Origin of the sequence: Marinimicrobium koreense (genome assembly GCF_003762925.1) — a bacterium.
Classification (GTDB): Bacteria; Pseudomonadota; Gammaproteobacteria; order Pseudomonadales; family Cellvibrionaceae; genus Marinimicrobium; species Marinimicrobium koreense.
Genome location: NZ_RJUK01000001.1, coordinates 901,423 through 921,126 on the forward strand (window position 1 = coordinate 901,423; position 19,704 = coordinate 921,126).

Genomic DNA, 19,704 nt, shown 5'->3' on the forward strand with positions numbered 1-19,704 from the left:
AGACTGCAGAGGATGGCTATATGGTCCAGCATCAGGAACAAGCGCCCCGTCGACCGGTTTACCTGGTGGACGGCGCCCGAACCCCCTTCCTGAAAGCCCGCGGGCGCCCCGGGCCCTTCACTCCGGTGGACCTGGCTGTTCAGGCCGGAAGGCCCCTGCTAATGCGCCAACCCATGGCGCCCACCGATTTTGATCAGGTGATTCTGGGCTGTGTGAACGTCATTTCCGAGGAGATGAACCCGGCCCGGGTCGCGGCCCTACGGCTCGGTATGGGTGAGGCCATGACCGCCTTTACGGTACAGATCAACTGCGGCTCGGGGATGCAGTCCATCGATACAGCCTACCGGACCATTCAGGGCGGCAGTGCCGACCTGATCCTCGCCGGCGGTGCGGAAGCGCTGAGCCATTCGCCATTGCTGTTACAGCAGAAAGCCGTGAACTGGCTGGCTGACTTACAGCTCGCCAAAAGCCCCATGGCCAAACTGAAGGCGCTGGGACGGTTCCGCCCTTCCCTGTTCAAACCCGTGATCGGGCTTGAGCGTGGGCTCACCGATCCCATTGTCGAACTCAATATGGGGCAGACGGCGGAAGTCATTGCCCAACTGTTCGGCATTACCCGAGCCCAAGCCGATGAATACGCGGTAAGCAGTCACCTGCGTCTGGCCCGGGCCCAACGGGAAGGCTGGCTGGACAACGAAGTGGTCCCGGCGATTTCCGCCGACGGGCGCATTTATAAAGAGGACGACGGCGTTCGGCCGGATAGTTCGGTCGAGCATCTGGCCAAACTTCGACCGGTGTTCGAACGCCCCTACGGCATCGTGACCGCGGGCAACAGCTCCCAGATCACTGACGGTGCGTCCTGGATGATTCTGGCTTCGGAAGAAGCGGTAAAAAAACACAACCTGACGCCACGAGCGGTGATTACCGATAGCTGCTGGTCTGCCCTCGACCCGGAAATCATGGGCCTGGGCCCGGCGATGAGTATTGCGCAGTTGTTGTCACGTCACCAGTACCGGCTCGACGACATCGACCTGTGGGAGCTCAACGAAGCCTTTGCCGCGCAAGTGCTCGCCTGCCTTGCGGCGCTGGAAGATGAAACTTTCTGCCGCGAAGCGCTCAAGCTGGAGCACTGTTTCGGTCGCATTGACCGGGACAAGCTCAACATTGATGGCGGCGCGGTCGCCCTCGGGCATCCGGTGGGCACCAGCGGTAACCGCATCGTGTTGCACCTGCTCAACGCCCTTGAGCGCAAAGGTCTCAAACGTGGCATCGCCACCCAATGCATCGGTGGCGGCCAGGCCGGCGCCATGATGATCGAACGACTTTAAGGAGAGCGCCATGACTGGTCCCGTCTATTCTGCCCTGCAAGCGCGCGCCCTGGAGCTGGGGCCCTTTGGCCACGAACCGTCCAGGGATAACCCCGGTCCCTGGCAGCACTGGCAACTCGGCCGGGATGAACAGGATGTTGCCTGGCTGTTGCTGAACAAAGCCGACTCCAGCGTCAACGTTCTTTCAGCCGATGTGCTGGAGGAGCTGGGTCAGGTGCTGGATGCCTTGCAGGACAATCCGCCCACGGGCCTGGTGCTGCGCTCGGGCAAGCCGGGAAGCTTCTGCGTGGGAGCTGATATCAAGGAGTTTCGGCATCTGCACAGCGAGCAGGAAGTGAGCGAAAAGCTGACCCGCGCTCACGGGCTGGTCAAGCGACTGGTCGACCTGCCCTACCCGACGGTGGCGGTGATTCACGGCGCAGCGCTTGGCGGTGGTCTTGAGCTGGCTCTGTGTTGCGACTACCGCATTGCGGTGGCCGGAGCATCCATGGGCACACCGGAAGTGCTGCTGGGCCTGCATCCGGGCCTGGGCGGCACCGGCCGACTGGTGGATCTGATTCACCCGGTGGCCGCCATGACCATGATGCTGACCGGGAAGAATACCCGTGACCGCAAAGCCAAAGCGCAAGGCCTGGTCGATCTGGTGGTACAGGAACGGCACGTGGCCAATGCAATCAACGCCGTCATGTCCGGGAAGGTTAAAAAACGCAAAAACACCTGGCAGGCCAAGCTGTTCCGGATTGACCCCCTGCGTCGTTTTGTCGGCAAAAAAATGCGAGCCCAGGCTGCGAAAAAAGCGCCGCCGGAACATTACCCCGCCCCCTACGCCCTGGTGGACCTGTGGGAAAAATACGGCCGCAACGGAACCGACCTGTTACGCCACGAAGTGGACTCCTTTGCCAAACTGCTGACCAGCGACACCTCGCGCAATCTGGTGCGGGTCTTTTTCCTGCGCGAACAGATGAAGGCACTTACATCCGTTGATCCGCAGGTGGCACCCATTCGACAAGTGCACGTTATTGGCGCCGGTGCCATGGGCGCCGACATCGCCGGCTGGTGTGCCATTCAGGGGCTTCGGGTCACGCTGTTTGATACCCAACCGGAAATGATTGCCAAAGCGATTGGCAAAACAGCAGCCCTGTGCCGCAAGAAGCGCTTCTCCAGTGCGGACACTCGGGCCGTTCTGGACCGGCTGATTCCCGATTTTCATCACGACGGTATTGCCCAGGCCGATCTTGTACTGGAGGCCGTTCCGGAAAAGCTGGAAATAAAGCACAAGGTGTTCGCCGAGGTGGAGCCGAAACTGAAAGACGGTGCCATTTTGGCCACCAACACGTCCAGTATTCCGCTGGAACAACTCCAGGACGGATTGAAACATCCGGAGCGGATGGTGGGCGTACACTTCTTTAATCCGGTCGCGCAAATGCTGCTGGTCGAAGTGGTACAGCACTCGAAGATGAACAACGAAACCTTCGAGCGCGCGAAAAAGTTTGTCGGTCAGATCAGTCGGCTACCCACCCCCGTATCCAGTGCCCCCGGGTTCCTGGTCAACCGGGCGCTGACCCCTTACCTGATTGAAGCCATCGTCATGCTGGATGAAGGCCACAGCCCGGAAAGTATCGATCAGGTAGCGCTGGATTTCGGTATGCCCATGGGGCCCATTGAGTTGGCCGATCAAGTGGGGTTGGATATCTGCCTGGGTGTGGCGGAGATGTTACGTGAACGGCTGGATACCGAATTGCCGGAAACGCCCCAGTGGTTCAAGGATAAAGTGGATCAGGGCAAACTCGGCAAGAAAACCGGTGAGGGTCTCTACGTCTGGGAAAAAGGCAAGCCGAAAAAACGCAATAACCCAGCCCGAGCGCCGGAAGAGACTCTGGATCGGTTGATTCTGCCGATGCTCAATGCCTGCATGGCATGCATGCGCGAAGGCGTCATCGACAACGAGGAGCTGCTCGACGGTGCGATGATTTTTGGTACCGGTTTTGCCCCCTTCCGCGGCGGCCCCATGAAGTACGCCCATGAACGCGGCTTTGCCGACATTCAGCAGCGGTTGCAACAGCTCGCGCAGTTGCATGGCAAGCGTTTCGCACCGGATGCGGGATGGGTCTCCTCCGAGGCTGCCGAGACAGAGAACTCCGAGACAGAGGACTAGATCACGCAGGGGCCTTTCAGGCCCCTACTGATCTATCGGTCAAAGGTTGTCAGGGCGCTTTTCGAAGCGCCTTGCCCTCTTGATACAAAGCCAAATGCGCCTTGCGTTGGGTCATGGGCAACTTTAAGGCCTCGGCGTCCTCCACCACCTCACTCTGCCAGCGAACCGCCTGCTTGAAATCGCCCTGCTCTGCGGCAATGGCCGCCGCAGTCATATAATAACGCTGACGATCAGGGTAATCCTCATCCACGGTGTCCCACAGGGATTGCGCCAATGCGCCGTCCCGAAGTTGGTCGTCCGGGTGCGTCGCCAGCAACCACGCATAGCGCAGTCGCGCGGCCTGTTTTTGACTGGCCGCCTCTTTCAGCCAGAAAATCGCCTGTTCCGTATTCTGCTCAAAGCGGGCGCCACTGAACAGCTCCAACGCCAACATATACTGGGCATCGGCCACTCCGTCATTGGCAGACTGTAGTAGCCAAAAATGACTTTTCCGGGGATCCGCCTCGCAGGCATCACCGTACAGAATGTTCCTCCCCAGAAAGAAGCCGGCGCTGCTGTGCCCCTGGCGGGCCGCTTTCATGAACCAATCGTTGGGGTTCTGTCGGTTCTCTTCCGAAATGTAATGCTCCCCACCGTAGGAAAAAGCGGCTTGGGTGAGGTAAGCAAAAGCAAACTGATTTTGCGCTTCCCCGGTGGCCGCCTGTTCGCGAACTTTACTCAGGTGGCGATCAACCAGTCTTCCGCGACGTCGTTCATGGTCCTTGCCTTCATCCAGCACGAAGACAAATCGGTAAGTAGCTCCATGGACAATGGCGGGTTCGCCGTCAATGGTGGTTGGTTCGAATTGAAACCCGCGAATGACTTCCATTGCCGCATCCGTGAAGCTTTCGTCCGAACTGTAGTAAGCAACGTGATCACTGGTGGTTCCGTCTTTCTCGATCGTGAACATGAAGTCTACCCAGCCTTCCCGGCCCCGTCGGGCTGCTGATCGCGGATACTCCGGGGCATAAGCATAGACCGGTCGAAACCCTTTGACGGAAAATCCGGTTCCCGAAAAGGTCGGCTGCATTTTCTTCAGTAAAGCGGCATTCCCGAATTCATCTTCCAATTCCTTGTGTCGGGCTACGGCCTTTTCTTGTTGGGCTTCATTCAAATGGCTGAACACCAGATCGTGCGTACCCTCCTGTGCCAAGGTCTCACTCTGGGCGGACAATGCGATCCAGGCGTAGCTTTCCACCAGATCCCTCTCTACGTGTTGTCCCTTCAGGTACATGACACCGAGATTCAACTGGGCCTGGTGGTTGCCCTGTTCTGCGGCACGTCGGAACGCGTGGTAGGCGGGCTCATATCGCTCGGCATCATAGTGGCTCAGTCCACTTTGCAAGCTGGCGCTCGCCATGCTTGATAAGAGGAGAAGCATCAGGCCCGATAATAGACCCGCACGTGTTGTCAGCAGGTTGAAAAGTTTCATGGCAACGCTCCCTGTTCAGTGATTGACGTCTCAAAGGGCTGGTACTGAAGCCCCGGCAAGGTATTTGAGTCAGTCTGCCCCGAGACACGAATCAATGATGGCACGTGCAACAGCGGAATCTGCTGGTACTGATCATTGATCCTCACGCCCAACTGTTTGGACTCGGCCCCCCATTCCAGCGAAACCTGAATGGCGTCGCCCCAGGGAATTTCCCGGGAAAAGTAAATGCTCTCAAAGCCATCCTGCTCTGTGAGATAAACAAGATGCCCTCTATGACCGAACTCACAGTCCTCATCCAGCAGTTCAAAGTAAGCGATCTGAGGCCAATCTTCGGGTTGAGCAAAGGTCAGCCGGATGTCGTCGTGAGCTTCGAGGCGGGTGTTGAACTCGATCTTCCCCGATCCCGGATTCAAGTTCATAACCCAAGGGTCATGCCTCTCGAAACGGGCAACGTGGGAGCCGAACGGTGTAGCTGTGCTGCAGCCGACGAGAAGGCTAAGCAATGAATAAAACAGCGTGTGGTATAACCAATGTCGTTGAAACATACTTCCCTGATCCCTGTCGGATGGCATTTGACGGTCGTCGCTGATCCAGGTCAGCGACGTTTATTGTATGATCAAATGCTATCGGGATCTGCGCTTGACGTCAATCCAGCGGCCATACCACGGACCGGGATACCGGAGAAGCGTGGCCCCGGTACCGCGACAGTCGGTCAATGGCTCGCTATCAGGAGTGACGAACCGGACGACGTACCGGAGATGTTTCATCGGGCGCCAGTTGCGCGGCGCGCGCGGCGGTATTGGCCAACAGGTCCCGATTCATGCGGTGAGGGTCACGCTGACGTTGCTCGATAAACTCTCGCAGGGGTTTGGCACCATGCTCTTCGAGCATCTCCATTTCCAGGCCCACGCCCGTCATGGATTTACGCACCACCAGAGCGGCTACGCAACAGCGCCGATTGCCCTTGACGCGATCCCCCAGCAGTACTTCCAGCTCCAGTTTCTGCAGCTCACGCACGTCCTGGTAGTCGGTTTCCAGATAGAGACCGTGACTGCTACCGTTTTTGATTCGCCCCATCGCCACCGGTACACCGTGCTTGTAGATCAGTGTGTTGATATTGAGTGAGACTCGTCGACTGCATCGATGCTCCATGGGTTACCTCATGATCTTGATGGTTGCAAGGGTAAATTGGGTTGCCGCCCGTAAAGCGTTAACCAATGATGGATCGACTCATTCAGGCTCGGCGGCACCTGGGGCCAGACAAAACGCCAGCGCCAATTGCCGTCCTCGGTACCCGGCCGGTTCATCCGCTGCTCGGAGCCGAGGCCGAGTAAATCCTGAAAGGGAATGATGGCCAATCGTGCCACCGAAGATAGTGCCAGTTGCACCAACAGTTGGGGCATGGGCTCCTGACTTTGATGGCAGTACTCGATCAGGCGTGTGCGAACCGATTCAGGCTGCTGCTGATACCAGCCCAGGCTGGTGTCGTTGTCGTGAGTTCCGGTGTACACGACCGAGTGAGGGTCGTAAGCATGGGGCAGATGAGGGTTGTCGGCATTGCCATCGAAGGCAAACTGCAATACCACCATGCCGGGAAGACGAAACTCTTCGCGCAAGGCCTCGACCGCTCGGGTTATGAAGCCGAGGTTTTCGGCCACCAGCGGCAGGTTCTTGTGTTCCCGGAACAGGCTGTTGAGCAGAGCCCGTCCCGGCGCCTCGACCCATCGTCCCAGTCGCGGCTGCGGAGTTGCCGCCGGAATTTCCCAGAAGGCTTCCAGCCCCCGAAAATGATCCAGTCGAATCAGATCGAACCAACGCAGTTGCGTGTTCAGTCGCTCGCGCCACCAGCGAAAGCCGTTGGCCTGCATTTCATCCCAGTTGTAATGTGGATTGCCCCAGTGCTGTCCGTCTTCGGAAAAGTAGTCCGGCGGCACCCCGGCGACACTCAGGGGCTGACCGTCGGCGTCCAGCTTGAACAGGTCCTGGTTGGCCCAGACATCGGCGCTGTCATGAGCCACAAAAATCGGCATATCACCGAACAGTGCAACCTCTCGCTCCCGTGCGTACTGACGCAGCGCTTGCCACTGCCAGTCAAAAACAAACTGCTCAAACCGACGCGCTTCAATGCTCTGACTGAGCTCCCGACGCATGCGCGCCATGCCCTGTGCCCGGCGCAGGCGAATATCATCCGGCCACTTCGTCCAGTCATCGCCCGGGTAGCAATCGCGCAACGCCATGAACAGGGCGTAATCATCCAGCCATTGGCGCTGGTCGTGACAGAAACGCTCGTAAGCTTCGGCCTGCTCCGGATGCTGATCATACTGCGCAAAGAACGTATCGGCCGCCTGCCGCCGCGCCTGCTCTCCGGTAAGCGCCTGTCGTTGTTCCGACGTCAACCAACTGCGACTGACCAGATCATCCAGGTCAATAAGGGCCGGATTGCCCGCGTGAATCGACAGGGTCTGATAAGGAGAACGATTGGCGTGGGTGGGGCCTACCGGCAACATCTGCCAGACGGTAAACCCACACTCGGACAGAAAGTCCACAAACCGGAAAGCGTCGGCACCCAAGGTGCCCTGCTCTCCCGGGCCGGGTAATGATGTGGGGTGCAGCAGCACCCCGGCCCTGCGGTGCTGTAACAACGGGTGCGGCAGATCGCGCAGGGCCATCAGGTACTGCCCTCCGCATGGCCGCGCCGCATGACGCCGCCGGCGGCCGGTGCGCCACCGCCGTGACTGAAGGCGCTTTGCAAATAATCCGGTGGTGGCTGTTTGAGCAACCGGTACAGATTGGTCAAATGGCGCCGGTAAAGGTAGTCAAAGTCCTGCACACTCTCGGACGGGTTGTAATCACCAAACCACCAGAACCAGTCGGACCCTTCGCATTGCGCCAATTGTAACTGCGCGGCTTTCCGTTCAGGCTCGGGCAGCCCCTCGCAATGCGTGTCGTAAACGGCTTTCGCTTCACAGAGCATATCCCAGGCGCGGTTCTTGTCCCGATCGCCAATCCAGGTGGAAAAGGTGCCATAGACCCAGCTTCCCGCGACCAGATGATCGAGCGCCACCGCGTCCAGTTTCGTATCCTCCAGCGCCGACTCGTAAGTCGTCATCTCCAACCGTGGATGACTGCTGATGCGTCGGTAGAGGGCTTCGAGAAAGTACCAGGCGTTTTCCGGGTAGTACTCCCAGGCGTTTTCACCATCCATGATGATGGAAATTACACAGGCATCCGGGTTATCGCTTTCATCCGCGATGCGCACCAGGTGGTTGATCAGATCGCCCACGGCATCCTCGGCGTGCCAGTCGGAGTATTGAAAGCCGATCAGATCGGACAGGCCGTCATCACGGAAAAAACAGCGGATCGGTTGCTGGTCGAAGGTGTAAGCGCGGTGCAGGTGCTTGGGAGCCTGTTTGGCATTGGCGGTTTTTTTCAGACTGTTGTGCAACACGGAGTCTCCCGTGGCGGTCCAGGTAAACCCTTCGTCGGTAAGCAGCTTGAGGGTTTCCCCGCTGAGCGCCCCTTCCGATGCCCAACAGCCCTTCGGGCGTGATCCGAAGTAACCCTCGAACACCTCGAGCCCCTGTTTGAGGTGCCAGTGAGCCCGCTCCTCTCCGCCGGGGTAACCGGCTGACTCGGGCAGGACCACATCGGGCATGGCTTCCCGAGCGCTGTTGAAATCCAGAAGCAGCGGTAATATGGGGTGAGCGTAGGGGCTCATGGCCACCTCAATTCGCCCTTCGTCCCGCAGAGCCCGATAACGGGGTTTGATGGCCCGTAACTGTTCGGCAATCACCAACAGCAGGGTTCGACGATCCTGATCGCTGAAACCGCCGCCTTTGGTCTGCAGTGTCTGAACCCTCGGGTCATCCCGCCGGTGATTTTCACCCAACCAGGCAAGGTGGTACCAGACCACCAAGTCAATCAGGAACTGGGGATTGAGATAACACTGGCGCTGCGGACTGTCGGTGGTCTGATCCAGAATCTGGACCAGAAATTTGTAGGCCGGAAAACGCTCGATCATCCGGTCCCGGTGTGCTCGCAAACAGTTCTGTGCCAGCGTCTCATAGTCCTCACTACCCGGTTCCGGCAATTGCTCCTGAACCAGTGCCGCGAGCATGGGGTCACGGATGCTGGTCCCTCTGTCCAGATAGTCGTCCACTTGTGCCTGGTAATCGTCGAGCTGCTCCAGAAGGATGGGCGCAAAATTCACCACGGCCCGCGCTTTGGGATTGTCCTCCAGATGCACGAGCATGTCGGTGTAATCTTTCAGCGCATGCAGATAGGTCCAGGGAAAATAGTATTCCCCGGTCAACCGGTCCCGGTAATCCGGCTGGTGCATATGCCAGCAGAACACCACTTTAACCCGGGGTTTGACACTGTCAGAACACATGGGGGTATGCCTCATCAAGCATTTCCGGGGTGACCATCACAACGCCTTTGCTCGACACATGGAAGCGCTTTTTGTCCTCTTCCGGGTCGAAACCGATCACCGTTCCCGGTGGAATCTGGCAGCCCCGATCAATCAAGGCGCGTCGAATCCGGCAGTTCCGGCCAACATCCACCCGTGGGAACAGCACCGAGTCGGTAATCTCGGAATAGGAGTGAACCCGCACCCGGGGAAACAGCAACGAATGGTGCACCTGGGCTCCGGACACAATACAGCCACCGGCAATCATGGAGTCCACAGCGTTGCCGCGGCGCCCTTCGTCGTCAAAGACGAACTTGGCCGGAGGCACCTGTTCCTGATAGGTCCAGATGGGCCATTCCGAGTCGTAGAGATCCAGTTCCGGCGTAATGCCGGTCAGCTCCAGGTTGGCTTCCCAGAGTGAGTCGATGGTGCCCACATCCCGCCAATAGGCCTTACCGCCGGTAATCGGGTCGCGGAATGGAAACGCCATGACCCGGTGGCTTTTCATTAAGGAAGGAATAATGTCCTTGCCGAAGTCATGGGAGGAGCCGGGCAGGTTCTGATCATTGAGAAGCTCCCGGAACAGCACTTCGGTGTTGAAAACATAGATCCCCATGGACGCCAGGGCCTGATCGTCAGAGCCGGGCATGGGTTCCGGGTTTCGGGGTTTTTCCTGAAATTTGGTGATCCGGTTGTCGGTGTCGATATTCATCACGCCAAACGCGCTGGCCTGCTCCAGCGGCACCTCAATGCAGCCCACCGTAATGTCCGCCTCGCGCTCCACATGGGCCGCCAGCATGGTGCCGTAGTCCATCTTGTAAACGTGGTCGCCCGCCAGAATCAATACATAGGCGGGGTTATGACGCCGGATAATATCCAGGTTCTGCCACACGGCGTCGGCCGTGCCGGCATACCAGCTTTCCCCCATGCGCTGCTGCGCGGGCAGCAGCTCAACAAACTCTCCGAGTTCGCCACCAAGGAACCCCCAGCCACGTTGTATGTGCCGATCGAGTGAGTGGGATTTGTACTGGGTCAACACACTGATTCGACGGATGCCCGAATTCACGCAGTTCGACAAGGGGAAATCAATGATGCGGAACTTACCGCCATAGTGGACCGCCGGCTTGGCGCGCCAGTTGGTCAACTCATGAAGTCGGGAGCCCCTCCCGCCGGCCAGAACGATGGCCAGGGTTTCCCGGGTAAGACGGCTGACAAAACGGCCCGATGTCGACGTAAGCATAATGAATCCCCAAAGCGAGCGGAGCGCCTGTTATTCGATCAACGAATAAAGTGCCCGCATTATCATAGTCAGCAATAACAGTGCCAAGGATTCCCATCGCCACCAAACTGTTCAGGCAATCCATTGGCCCCTCGAAGTTACCGTTCAAGTTGCTTACTAAGTGTAGTCTCAAAACGAGCGGGTCTGCTTGTTCAAGATCAATTTGTTCCGCGAATTGTGGCGGCAAAAGCAACCCAACAGAAAGGTCACAAACCACTGGTAATATAACGCCATCCCTATTACGCTTTAACGACATACATGCTGTGAGTCCTCTCCCATGCCAGCGACTGCTCTGAAGGAAGCCAGCCAACGCCTGGCTCAGGCACGACACCACGATCCCTTTCAGGTACTGGGTCGACACCCGGTACCGGGAAAGCCGGATACCCTTCTGTTTCGCGCGTTTTTACCCCAGGCAAGCCAGGCTTCTCTCAACGGGGTTAAAGGCAAGCTGACTTTAACCAAAGAAGCGGAGTCAGACTTCTGGTCGTGGCAAGGGAAGGCAACACAGTTACCCGAACACCCGGAAGTCGAATGGCAGGACCACCACAACTGCACCCATACCGCGCACTACCCTTACACCTTCGCGCCACAAGTGGGCGATATGGATCTGCACCTGTTTGGCGAAGGACGGCACTGGCAGGTGTACGAGGTTCTGGGAGCACACCCGCGCACCGTCGACGGCGTGGCCGGCGTGTTATTCGCCACCTGGGCGCCGGCGGCAGAGCGGGTCAGCGTTGTGGGTGATTTCAACCACTGGGATGACCGGCTTCATCCCATGCGGGTGCGCGGAGGCAGCGGTGTTTGGGAGCTGTTCATTCCCGGGCTGGAGCCCAGCACCCTCTACAAGTATTCAATCCGCAACCGGCACTCCGGTCACATCCAGATGAAGACGGATCCCTACGGTCAGGCGTTTGAGGTTCGTCCTAAAACCGCCGCTCTGGTAACCGCTCCCTCAGAGTATCAGTGGCAGGATCAGAAATGGCTGACGCAGCGACGCCAATGGGATTGGCAAAACGCCCCACTGTCGGTGTACGAAGTGCATCTGAGTTCCTGGCGCCGAACGGAAAACGGTGGATTCATCAATTACCGGACTCTGGCGCACCAGTTAGTGGATTACGTCAAGCCTTTAGGGTTTACTCACGTCGAGCTTCTGCCCATTACCGAGCACCCTCTGGATGATTCCTGGGGCTACCAGACCACCGGTTACTTTGCCCCGACCAGCCGGTTTGGTTCGCCGGATGATTTCCGGTACTTTGTCGATCACCTTCACCAGTCCGGTATCGGGGTTCTGTTGGACTGGGTGCCCGCCCATTTTCCGAAAGATGAGCACGCCCTGGCCCGCTACGATGGCACCGCATTGTATGAACATGAAGACCCCCGCAAAGGCGAGCACCGGGACTGGGGCACACTGATTTACAACTACGGCCGCAACGAAGTGCGCAACTTTCTGTTGGCCAATGCGCTTTATTGGCTGAAAGAATTTCATATCGACGGTCTGCGAGTCGATGCGGTGGCGTCCATGCTCTATCTGGATTACTCCCGGGAAGAGGGTGACTGGCTGCCCAACCGCTATGGTGGTAATGAGAATCTTGAAGCCATTGATTTTCTCCGCCAGCTCAATGAGCTCTGTCATGGTGAGCACCCCGGCGCCTTGGTTCTGGCGGAGGAGTCCACGGCCTGGCCTCAGGTCACACGACCCACCTGGGTGGGCGGACTGGGTTTTTCCATGAAGTGGAATATGGGCTGGATGCACGACACCCTGCTCTACATGAGCCGTGATCCGATCTATCGTCACTACCATCACGACCAATTGACCTTCGGGCTGATTTACGCGTTTACCGAGAATTTCATGCTGCCGTTCTCCCATGACGAAGTGGTCCATGGCAAAGGCAGCATGCTCACCAAAATGCCCGGCGATGACTGGCAGCGCTTTGCCAACCTGCGTCTGCTCTACGCCTATCAATGGACTTACCCGGGTACCAAGCTCCTGTTCATGGGTTGCGAGTTCGGCCAATGGAAAGAGTGGGCTCACCACGGTGAGCTGGACTGGTTGTTACTGGACCTTGAACCCCACCAGGGCGTAAAAACGGCCCTGTCCGATCTGAACCAACTTTATAAAACCCGCACCGAGTTGCACCAGCGCAGCTTCCGCAGCGACGGCTTCGAGTGGATCGATTGTCACGACAGTCCCCAGTCGGTCATCAGTTACCTTCGGGCGAGCGACGATGGCTTTCTCGTGGTCATCCTGAATTTCACGCCGACGCCGCGGGAGGGCTATCGCCTCGGCGTTCCCAGCGCGGGGCGCTACCGGGAAGTGTTTAATTCGGACTCCACCTACTACGGCGGCAGCAATGTCGGTAACCCATTGCCACTGGAAACCGAAGATCGCCCGTGGATGAATCGACCCTACTCCATTGAACTGACCCTGCCGCCTCTGGGCGCCATCATTCTCGATATCGACCGGACATGAATATTCTGTTTCTGGCCAGCGAGGCCTTCCCCCTGATCAAAACCGGCGGGCTTGCCGACGTTGCCGGTGCCCTGCCCCGCGCGCTGATCAAACGGGGGCACTCGCTGCGCCTGGTACTACCCGCGTATCAATCTGTGCTCGCCCGGTTGCGCTCGGACGACAAGGCGCCACCCCTCAGCTCGCGCGGACAGATCGACCTTGACGGAACCCCGGTGAAACTCTGGCAGACGCGTCTGCCCGGCACCCGGGTAACGGTCTGGCTGGTGGATATTCCGGCCTTTTCCGAGCGCGAGGGTAATCCCTATGTGACGCCGGAGGGCGTCGACTGGCCGGACAATGACCAGCGCTTTTATACCCTCTGCCGAGCTGCCACCGAACTGGCCATGGGCCGGGCCGGGATCAAATGGAAGGCCGATCTGGTGCACGCCAATGACTGGCAGGGCGGGATGGTCTGCCAGCTGCTGGCGCGGGAAGCGTCAGCGCCCGCCACGGTATTCACCATTCACAACCTCGCCTATCACGGGTTGTTTGATTACCAGACAATGCACAGGCTTGGGTTGGAACCCTGGTTGTGGCAACCGGACTTTCTGGAATTTTACGGACAACTGTCGTTTATCAAGGCCGGGCTGGTGTTCGCCCAGCGGCTGACCACCGTCAGTCCCAGCTATGCTCAGGAGATCCAGACTCCCGAGCTGGGCTGCGGCCTCGACGGCCTCTTGCGAGCCCGGCAGGAAGTTTTGAGCGGTATTATCAATGGCATCGATACCCGGGAGTGGAACCCAAACCGGGACGCCTGTCTCGCCGCGTCTTACGATCGACGGCGACTGGCCCGAAAGGCCGATAATAAAAAGGCCTTGTGCGCCGAGCTGGGGTTGGCTGACAAGCCGGATACTTTACTGCTGGGCTTTATTGGACGCCTGGTGGAACAGAAAGGACTGGACCTGCTGCTGGCAACCCTGCCGGAGCTGTTGGCCCGGGGCGATGTGCAGATTGCCCTGCTGGGCTCGGGCGTCAAAGCCTATGAGCAGGCTTTTGCCGCGTTAGCGACAGATTACCCCGAACAGCTGTCGGTCACCCTCGGTTACAACGAAACCCTGGCGCACCGTATTGAAGCCGGTGTCGATGTGTTTCTGATGCCCTCCCTGTTTGAACCCTGTGGGCTGAACCAGATGTACAGCCTGCGGTATGGCACCCTGCCCCTGGTGCATGCCGTGGGAGGACTGAAAGATACCGTGATTGATGGCGACGACCCGCTAACGGCCAACGGCTTCTGTTTCGAGCCCGCGACTGTCGACGCCTTGCGCGTTGCGCTCAAGCGTGCTCTCGCGCTCTATCAGGACCCCGAGGCCTGGCAACAACGGCAGCGCAATGCCATGAGTGGCGATTACTCCTGGGACAGAAGCGCCGCCGAGTACGAGCGGATTTATGAGCTGGCGCTGGAGGATAAAAAGCAGAACGCCTGAATGGTACACTCTCGGCTTCATTGCACAGAGGTGACCATGCCAACATCACTCCCTTCCTGGTCCAGATGGCTGCTCGCGTTTATCGCGGCCTTGCTTGTGGGCACACTGCTGGGCAGTCTGGTTCAAACGCAATTCAATCTGCTGGCCATTCAATCCATGGGCTTTCCCGTTCCGCTGGATGTGCGCCTGGTGACCAGCGCACAGGATCTGCTGTTCTTTGGTCCGGTATTCGCCGCACTGTTTGGCGGCAGTTTTCTGGTCTCACAACCCGTTGCCCTACTGATCAATCGCTGGCTTTCCCCCCTCTGGCACCCCCTGCTTTGTGCTCTGGGCGCGGCTCTGGGACTGGCGGTCACCCTGAAACTGGTCGATGCTCTTGCGCCCATGCCGACATTGATTGCGGCCACCCGGTCTGCTTCGGGTACTCTCGCTTTGCTGGCCTGCGCCGCACTGGCCGGCTGGCTGTTTGCCCGCTGGCGCCCCTACCGCTCGACCCAGCCGGTACGATCGCCCTTGGCCACATCCGCGGTCCTTGTGCTTGTCGGTGCGCTCTGCCTGCTTCCCGATCCCTCTTCAGCCAGTGAGTCGGCAGACTACCGGATAGAAACCGTGGCCCAAGACCTCGAACACCCCTGGTCCGTGGCATTTCTCCCGGAAGGCGGGCTGCTGGTGACTGAGCGCCCGGGGCGCCTGCGCCATATCGACGCTCAGGGTCATCTGCACGCCCCCATTTCGGGCATTCCCGAGGTCTATGCCCAGGGTCAGTCCGGATTGTTTGACGTTCTCCTGGCACAGGATTTCGAGCACAGTCATCGCCTGTATCTGAGCTACGCCTGCGGCACCCACAGCGCCAACCATACCTGTCTGGCCCGAGCCCGGTGGCAGGATTCGGCCCTGCGGGAGGTCGAGGAAATTTTCCGGACCCGGCCCGCAAAAATCGCATCCGCCCACTTCGGTGGCCGCCTGGCCTGGCTGGACGATGGCACCCTGGTTATGACCCTGGGTGACGGATTTGACTATCGCGAACAGGCGCAGAATGTGAGCAATCATCTGGGCGGTACCGTGCGGCTCACCCCCGATGGTTCGGTGCCGGCCGACAACCCGTTTCGGAGTCAGACAGGGGCCGCCCCGGAGCTCTACACCCTGGGGCACCGCAATGTGCAGGGGCTGTTCTTTGATGCCACCTCCGGCACGCTGTTCAGCCATGAGCACGGCCCCAAAGGTGGCGATGAGCTCAATATATTGGCGCCCGGAGAAAACTACGGCTGGCCGGCGGTGACCCATGGGCTGGATTACACCGGAGCGCGGGTCTCACCCTACACACAGTGGCCCGGCATACGCCCGCCGCTCTGGCACTGGGCGCCATCCATCGCGCCTTCGGGCTTGACGCGTTATACCGGCACCTTATTTCCCGAGTGGGAGGGCAGCTTACTGGTGGGTGGCCTGGCGTCACGGCAAGTGCATCGGCTGACGTTCACCGATGGCGTGATCACTGAGCAGGAACCGCTGTTTGGCGAGCTGAAAGCACGCATTCGGGACGTTCGGGTCGGCCCGGACGGGGCCGTGTATCTTTTGACGGACAGTCCGGAGGGGAAGGTACTCAGAGTAACACCGGATTGACGGGGTACCGGCGCGGGAACGGCCGGAGAGGAGTCGGGGCGGGCCGTGCCCACCCCGGACAATATTTCAGTCTTCGCTGGTATCGGGCAGGTAGGCGCCGTCTTCGTCGTGCACTTCACGACCGGTGACCGGCGGGTTGAAGGTGCAGATCAGACGCATATCTTCAGTGCCACCACGCAGGATGTGCTTGTCGTGCTTATCCAGCGCGTACAGGGTGCCATCGGTGATTTCATGGGTTTCGCCCGTGGCCAGATCAGTAATGGAGCCATTGCCGGCCACACAGTAAACCGCTTCCAGATGGTGCTTGTACCAGAACGTGTGCTCGGAGCCTGCCTTGATGATGGTTTCATGAAAGGAGAAACCCATTCCGTCCTTTTTCAACAACAGACGACGGCTGGTCCACTGCTGTGCGCTGACTTCGCGTTCACTACCGATAATGTCTTGCACACGTACAATTTTCATAGAAGCTCCTCGTTGACTTGAATGTTCGGCCGACCATTATAACCGAAATGGCACTCTGACCCCACGGGCGGGCTTTATTGGCATCAAATGTCCAGATCCAGCTCGCAACCATAGGCCTCTGTACGGGGCGTTTCAACCGCTTCCCCTGCCAGACCGGCTTCCAGAGCGGCCTCAATATGACTCGTGGCGGCTTCAATGGCTTCCGGGCTTGCGCCATCGCTGTCATCCGGAGCACCGCTATATACCAGGGTGCCATGTGGATCAATGATATAAATCTGTGGTGCTTTACTCACACCATAGGCCCTCGCGACCACACTGGTGTCATCCAACAGCACCGGCGCACTGGATCGCAAGTCGTGGGTATCCTCCAGTGCCAACGCTTCTTCGGCTTCAATCACATTGTCTGGCCCTGGCGCCGAGGAGATGATGGTGAGCCATTTGACCCCCTGCTCTCGGTAGCGCTCCTGCAAACGGGGCAAGTTGCCACTGTCATAATGGTTTTCAACCGCTTCACACCCCGGATGAAACCACTCCAGCACAATCCAATTGCCGATATAGTCGGTGAGCGTATGGGACTGGCCGGCGGCATCGTTAGCACGGAATGCCGGCGCTGGATCACCGGGAGTCGCGACGGCCAATGCAGCGGCTGGCATCAGTAGCGATGAGATCCACAATAAGTGACCCAGTAACGGCTTCATTCAACGAGGCTCCTGTAATTGGTTTGGTGTGCTGTTCAGAAAGCCGCATCCTAACAGACTCATAGTGGATTCTCAGCCGCCCCGATGGTTTACAGTTCGGCCCTGCCGAGCCTATACTGTTTTTATATACAGTATATTCTTCTCTGTGAGGTATCCTTGAATCCCGATCTGGAGCAACTCAAGCAACGACGCCTGGTCTGGCGCGGACGCGACGCCGCCCGCCCGCTGGAAGCGCGGGCCAGCGGTTGGCCAGAGCTGGATGCCCGACTGGGCGGGCTGCCCGGTGCCGGGGTAGTCATGATTCAAACGCCCCCAGGCATTGGTGAACTGCGACTCCTGTGGCCGTCCATGGAGCAACAATCCCGACTGACGGTACTGATTACCCCGCCTTACCGGATCGGGGTGGAAGCCTGGCTCGGTGGTGGTGTGGCACAGGAGAAGCTGCTGGTTCTGCACCCCGACAGCACACAAGCTGCGCTCTGGGCAACCGAGCAGAGCCTGAAAAGTGGCAGTTGTGACAGCAGTTGTCTGTGGCTGACGCAGCGATTGCAGACCATCCAGGCCCGCCGGCTGCAACTGGCCGCCCGTGCTGGCCAGTCGACCCTGTTTCTGTTTGCGCCCCCGGCGTTGGACTTGCCCCAGTTACCCATCGACTTGCACCTGGTGCTGAGTCCGGCTGCGCAGGGTGTCCGGGTCGAGGTGCGTCGCCGCCGGCAAGGGCGGCCACTGGCTCCCTTCACAGTCATTATGACAGAACACTGGCCAGAGCTGACCCGCCCCCAGGTTCATTCGGGTCGGGCACCCTCAAGCCCCCAAGTCCAACCCGGTGCCGAGGCCATTTGACATGCTCTGGCTCTACCTCTGGCTGCCTCGACTGCAACTGGATACCCAGGCGCCGGACGACCCTGGCCCGGTGGCGGTTGTGGATGAGCGGGACAATCGGGTGGTGCAGATGAATGAACCGGCTTCCCGGGAAGGCATTACCCTGGGAATGGGCTTGGCAACCGCCGCAGCACTCTGCCGGGACGTGCAATTATTGCCGTACCAGAGCGCCCTTGAGATCCGCCGCCTGGAGGAACTGGCTCACGGGCTCTACGATATCTCGGGGGACATATCGCTGGACCCTCCCTGTGGCCTCTGGCTTGGGGCCTCAAGGATGGTTAAATACCATAATGGATTCGACAACTATTGCAAAAAAATAAAGCATTTTTTGAGCTGCCGAAAGCTGTCGATGCAGGTGGCTTCCGGTTTTACCCCGCTGGCCGCCAAGCTGTTGGCTCATTCACCGGAAGTGCCGCTGGACCCATGCCCGGAAAAGCTACGGCAGGTCATCCGGGGCTGCCCGCTCAGCGCTACCGAACTGCCTGAACAGACTCAGACCCACCTGCAACGGCTCGGTATCAAAACCCTGGATGGGTTGCTGGTCATTCCCCCCAAGGATCTGTCCCGTCGCTTTGACCGACCACTGGCCGAGTATGTGGGGCGACTCGTCGGCCACTTGCCGCACCCCCTGCCCTTTTATCAGCCGCCGGACTACTTCCGTCAGCACCGGGAGCTTCCCTGCGAACTGGAATCCAGCGACCAGTTGGCCCCCTGGGTTAAGCGGTTACTCGACGAGCTGGAAGCCTTTCTCCATCACCGGGACCGTGTGGTCGAGCGAGTTGAACTGGCCCTGCAACTGCGCAACCGGGACCCACTGTCTCTGACCATCGGCGCCGCCCGGGGTGAATCCCGGGCAGAGCGCTGGCAGCCCCTGGTCCAGCTGACCCTGGAGCGCCACCCTCTGGAAGCCCCCGTGTGCGGTTTGACCCTGACCGCTCGCACGCTGCTGCCCCGCCCCGGCCAATCCGAAGACCTGCTCAATGAGCGTCACGGCGCCGCGATGGCGCCCGCCCAACTGGTGGCCCTGCTTCAGGCAAGGCTGGGGGCAGACCGGGTCCGGAGCCTGAGGGTGGCGGAGGATTTCAGACCGCTGCGCGCCAATATCGAATCCTGTCCCCTTGAGTCGTCGAAGCCGCCCTCCAACCGACGCAGCGACGACGCAGCTCAACCCGCGCCTCCGGCCTTGCGCCCGGCTTTTCTGTTAGCGGATCCACAGGTGTACTCGCAGCCCCTTGAAATCATCGAGGGGCCCGAGCGGATTACCACCGGATGGTGGGACGGTGAGCCCCAGGTCCGGGACTACTACATCGCGCGCAATGCCCAAGGGCAATGGTGCTGGGCGTTTCGGGAACCGAACCGTCCGGGATGGTTTTTACAGGGGTATTTTGCCTAGCAAAGACAAAATCGCTTTAGAGAGCTTTGGGGCACAGTGGTTAATCTACCACCGAGCCCCAAAGAGCGGGAAGGC

General features: G+C 59.2%; 15 protein-coding genes. 7 read left to right on the forward strand and 8 right to left on the reverse strand.

The features are described 5' to 3' along the window. The first annotated feature begins 20 nt into the window (after nt 1–20). Together EDC38_RS03840 and EDC38_RS03845 are read left to right on the forward strand one after the other, a co-directional pair. Nucleotides 21–1,328, forward strand: coding sequence for an acetyl-CoA C-acetyltransferase (locus EDC38_RS03840; protein ID WP_123637387.1), 1,308 nt, complete (start codon nt 21–23; stop codon nt 1,326–1,328). Nucleotides 1,329–1,338: 10 nt separating this feature from the next. Continuing rightward, complete coding sequence (locus EDC38_RS03845; RefSeq protein ID WP_123637388.1) at nt 1,339–3,483, forward strand: 3-hydroxyacyl-CoA dehydrogenase NAD-binding domain-containing protein; 2,145 nt, start codon at nt 1,339–1,341, stop codon at nt 3,481–3,483. Nucleotides 3,484–3,532: 49 nt separating this feature from the next. Here EDC38_RS03845 and EDC38_RS03850 read toward each other — a convergent pair whose 3' ends face one another. The 6 genes from EDC38_RS03850 to glgC form a co-directional block, all read right to left on the reverse strand. Beyond that, nucleotides 3,533–4,954: a TonB family protein gene (locus EDC38_RS03850; protein ID WP_123637389.1), complete on the reverse strand. Its 1,422-nt coding sequence runs from the start codon at nt 4,952–4,954 to the stop codon at nt 3,533–3,535. Then, on the reverse strand, nt 4,951–5,373 hold the full coding sequence (locus EDC38_RS03855) for a hypothetical protein (RefSeq protein WP_123637390.1): 423 nt from the start codon (nt 5,371–5,373) through the stop codon (nt 4,951–4,953). The genes EDC38_RS03850 and EDC38_RS03855 overlap by 4 nt, the downstream gene beginning before the upstream one ends. 307 nt (nt 5,374–5,680) lie before the next feature. Beyond that, nucleotides 5,681–6,106, reverse strand: a complete 426-nt coding sequence (locus EDC38_RS03860; RefSeq protein ID WP_123637391.1) for a hypothetical protein — start codon at nt 6,104–6,106, stop codon at nt 5,681–5,683. Between the two features lie 8 nt (nt 6,107–6,114). After that, nucleotides 6,115–7,623: a 4-alpha-glucanotransferase gene (malQ, locus tag EDC38_RS03865; RefSeq protein ID WP_024460195.1), complete on the reverse strand. Its 1,509-nt coding sequence runs from the start codon at nt 7,621–7,623 to the stop codon at nt 6,115–6,117. Next, the gene (locus tag EDC38_RS03870) at nt 7,623–9,344 is read right to left on the reverse strand and encodes a glycoside hydrolase family 57 protein (RefSeq protein WP_024460196.1); all 1,722 of its coding nucleotides are present in this window, start codon (nt 9,342–9,344) and stop codon (nt 7,623–7,625) included. Before EDC38_RS03870 ends, malQ begins: the two co-directional genes overlap by 1 nt. Then, nucleotides 9,334–10,602, reverse strand: coding sequence for a glucose-1-phosphate adenylyltransferase (glgC, locus tag EDC38_RS03875; RefSeq protein WP_024460197.1), 1,269 nt, complete (start codon nt 10,600–10,602; stop codon nt 9,334–9,336). Before glgC ends, EDC38_RS03870 begins: the two co-directional genes overlap by 11 nt. Nucleotides 10,603–10,918: 316 nt before the next feature. Between glgC and glgB the strand changes: the two genes are divergently transcribed. The 3 genes from glgB to EDC38_RS03890 are packed head-to-tail and all read left to right on the forward strand — an operon-like array spanning nt 10,919 to nt 16,194. Beyond that, the gene (gene glgB, locus EDC38_RS03880; RefSeq protein ID WP_024460198.1) at nt 10,919–13,111 is read left to right on the forward strand and encodes a 1,4-alpha-glucan branching protein GlgB; all 2,193 of its coding nucleotides are present in this window, start codon (nt 10,919–10,921) and stop codon (nt 13,109–13,111) included. Next, nucleotides 13,108–14,574 carry a glycogen synthase GlgA gene (gene glgA, locus EDC38_RS03885; RefSeq protein WP_123637392.1) on the forward strand — a complete coding sequence of 489 codons (1,467 nt, stop codon included), beginning with the start codon at nt 13,108–13,110 and terminating at the stop codon, nt 14,572–14,574. Before glgB ends, glgA begins: the two co-directional genes overlap by 4 nt. A gap of 36 nt (nt 14,575–14,610) precedes the next feature. Next, nucleotides 14,611–16,194, forward strand: a complete 1,584-nt coding sequence (locus EDC38_RS03890) for a PQQ-dependent sugar dehydrogenase (RefSeq protein WP_123637393.1) — start codon at nt 14,611–14,613, stop codon at nt 16,192–16,194. Nucleotides 16,195–16,260: 66 nt separating this feature from the next. Here the strand turns inward: EDC38_RS03890 and EDC38_RS03895 are convergent, their stop codons facing one another. Then, nucleotides 16,261–16,656 (reverse strand): ectoine synthase, encoded by a 396-nt coding sequence (locus EDC38_RS03895; RefSeq protein WP_024460201.1) that lies wholly within the window; start codon nt 16,654–16,656, stop codon nt 16,261–16,263. A gap of 83 nt (nt 16,657–16,739) precedes the next feature. Then, nucleotides 16,740–17,354: a redoxin domain-containing protein gene (locus EDC38_RS03900; protein WP_024460202.1), complete on the reverse strand. Its 615-nt coding sequence runs from the start codon at nt 17,352–17,354 to the stop codon at nt 16,740–16,742. 156 nt (nt 17,355–17,510) lie between these two features. Between EDC38_RS03900 and EDC38_RS03905 the strand changes: the two genes are divergently transcribed. Together EDC38_RS03905 and EDC38_RS03910 are read left to right on the forward strand one after the other, a co-directional pair. Then, complete coding sequence (locus EDC38_RS03905; protein WP_024460203.1) at nt 17,511–18,197, forward strand: hypothetical protein; 687 nt, start codon at nt 17,511–17,513, stop codon at nt 18,195–18,197. Nucleotide 18,198: 1 nt separating this feature from the next. Beyond that, entirely contained in the window at nt 18,199–19,629 is a 1,431-nt protein-coding gene (locus EDC38_RS03910) for a Y-family DNA polymerase (protein ID WP_123637394.1), read from the forward strand. The last annotated feature ends 75 nt before the right edge of the window (nt 19,630–19,704 follow it).

Bases quoted from the DNA above. Each gene is read 5' to 3' on its own strand.
- glgB (WP_024460198.1), top strand. From the start codon at position 10,919: ATGCCAGCGACTGCTCTGAAGGAAGCCAGCCAACGCCTGGCTCAGGCA.
- EDC38_RS03870 (WP_024460196.1), bottom strand. From the start codon at position 9,344: ATGTGTTCTGACAGTGTCAAACCCCGGGTTAAAGTGGTGTTCTGCTGG.
- EDC38_RS03855 (WP_123637390.1), bottom strand. From the start codon at position 5,373: ATGAACTTGAATCCGGGATCGGGGAAGATCGAGTTCAACACCCGCCTC.
- EDC38_RS03860 (WP_123637391.1), bottom strand. From the start codon at position 6,106: ATGGAGCATCGATGCAGTCGACGAGTCTCACTCAATATCAACACACTG.
- EDC38_RS03845 (WP_123637388.1), top strand. From the start codon at position 1,339: ATGACTGGTCCCGTCTATTCTGCCCTGCAAGCGCGCGCCCTGGAGCTG.
- EDC38_RS03840 (WP_123637387.1), top strand. From the start codon at position 21: ATGGTCCAGCATCAGGAACAAGCGCCCCGTCGACCGGTTTACCTGGTG.
- EDC38_RS03900 (WP_024460202.1), bottom strand. From the start codon at position 17,354: ATGAAGCCGTTACTGGGTCACTTATTGTGGATCTCATCGCTACTGATG.
- EDC38_RS03910 (WP_123637394.1), top strand. From the start codon at position 18,199: ATGCTCTGGCTCTACCTCTGGCTGCCTCGACTGCAACTGGATACCCAG.
- EDC38_RS03890 (WP_123637393.1), top strand. From the start codon at position 14,611: ATGCCAACATCACTCCCTTCCTGGTCCAGATGGCTGCTCGCGTTTATC.
- glgC (WP_024460197.1), bottom strand. From the start codon at position 10,602: ATGCTTACGTCGACATCGGGCCGTTTTGTCAGCCGTCTTACCCGGGAA.
- EDC38_RS03850 (WP_123637389.1), bottom strand. From the start codon at position 4,954: ATGAAACTTTTCAACCTGCTGACAACACGTGCGGGTCTATTATCGGGC.
- glgA (WP_123637392.1), top strand. From the start codon at position 13,108: ATGAATATTCTGTTTCTGGCCAGCGAGGCCTTCCCCCTGATCAAAACC.
- malQ (WP_024460195.1), bottom strand. From the start codon at position 7,623: ATGGCCCTGCGCGATCTGCCGCACCCGTTGTTACAGCACCGCAGGGCC.
- EDC38_RS03895 (WP_024460201.1), bottom strand. From the start codon at position 16,656: ATGAAAATTGTACGTGTGCAAGACATTATCGGTAGTGAACGCGAAGTC.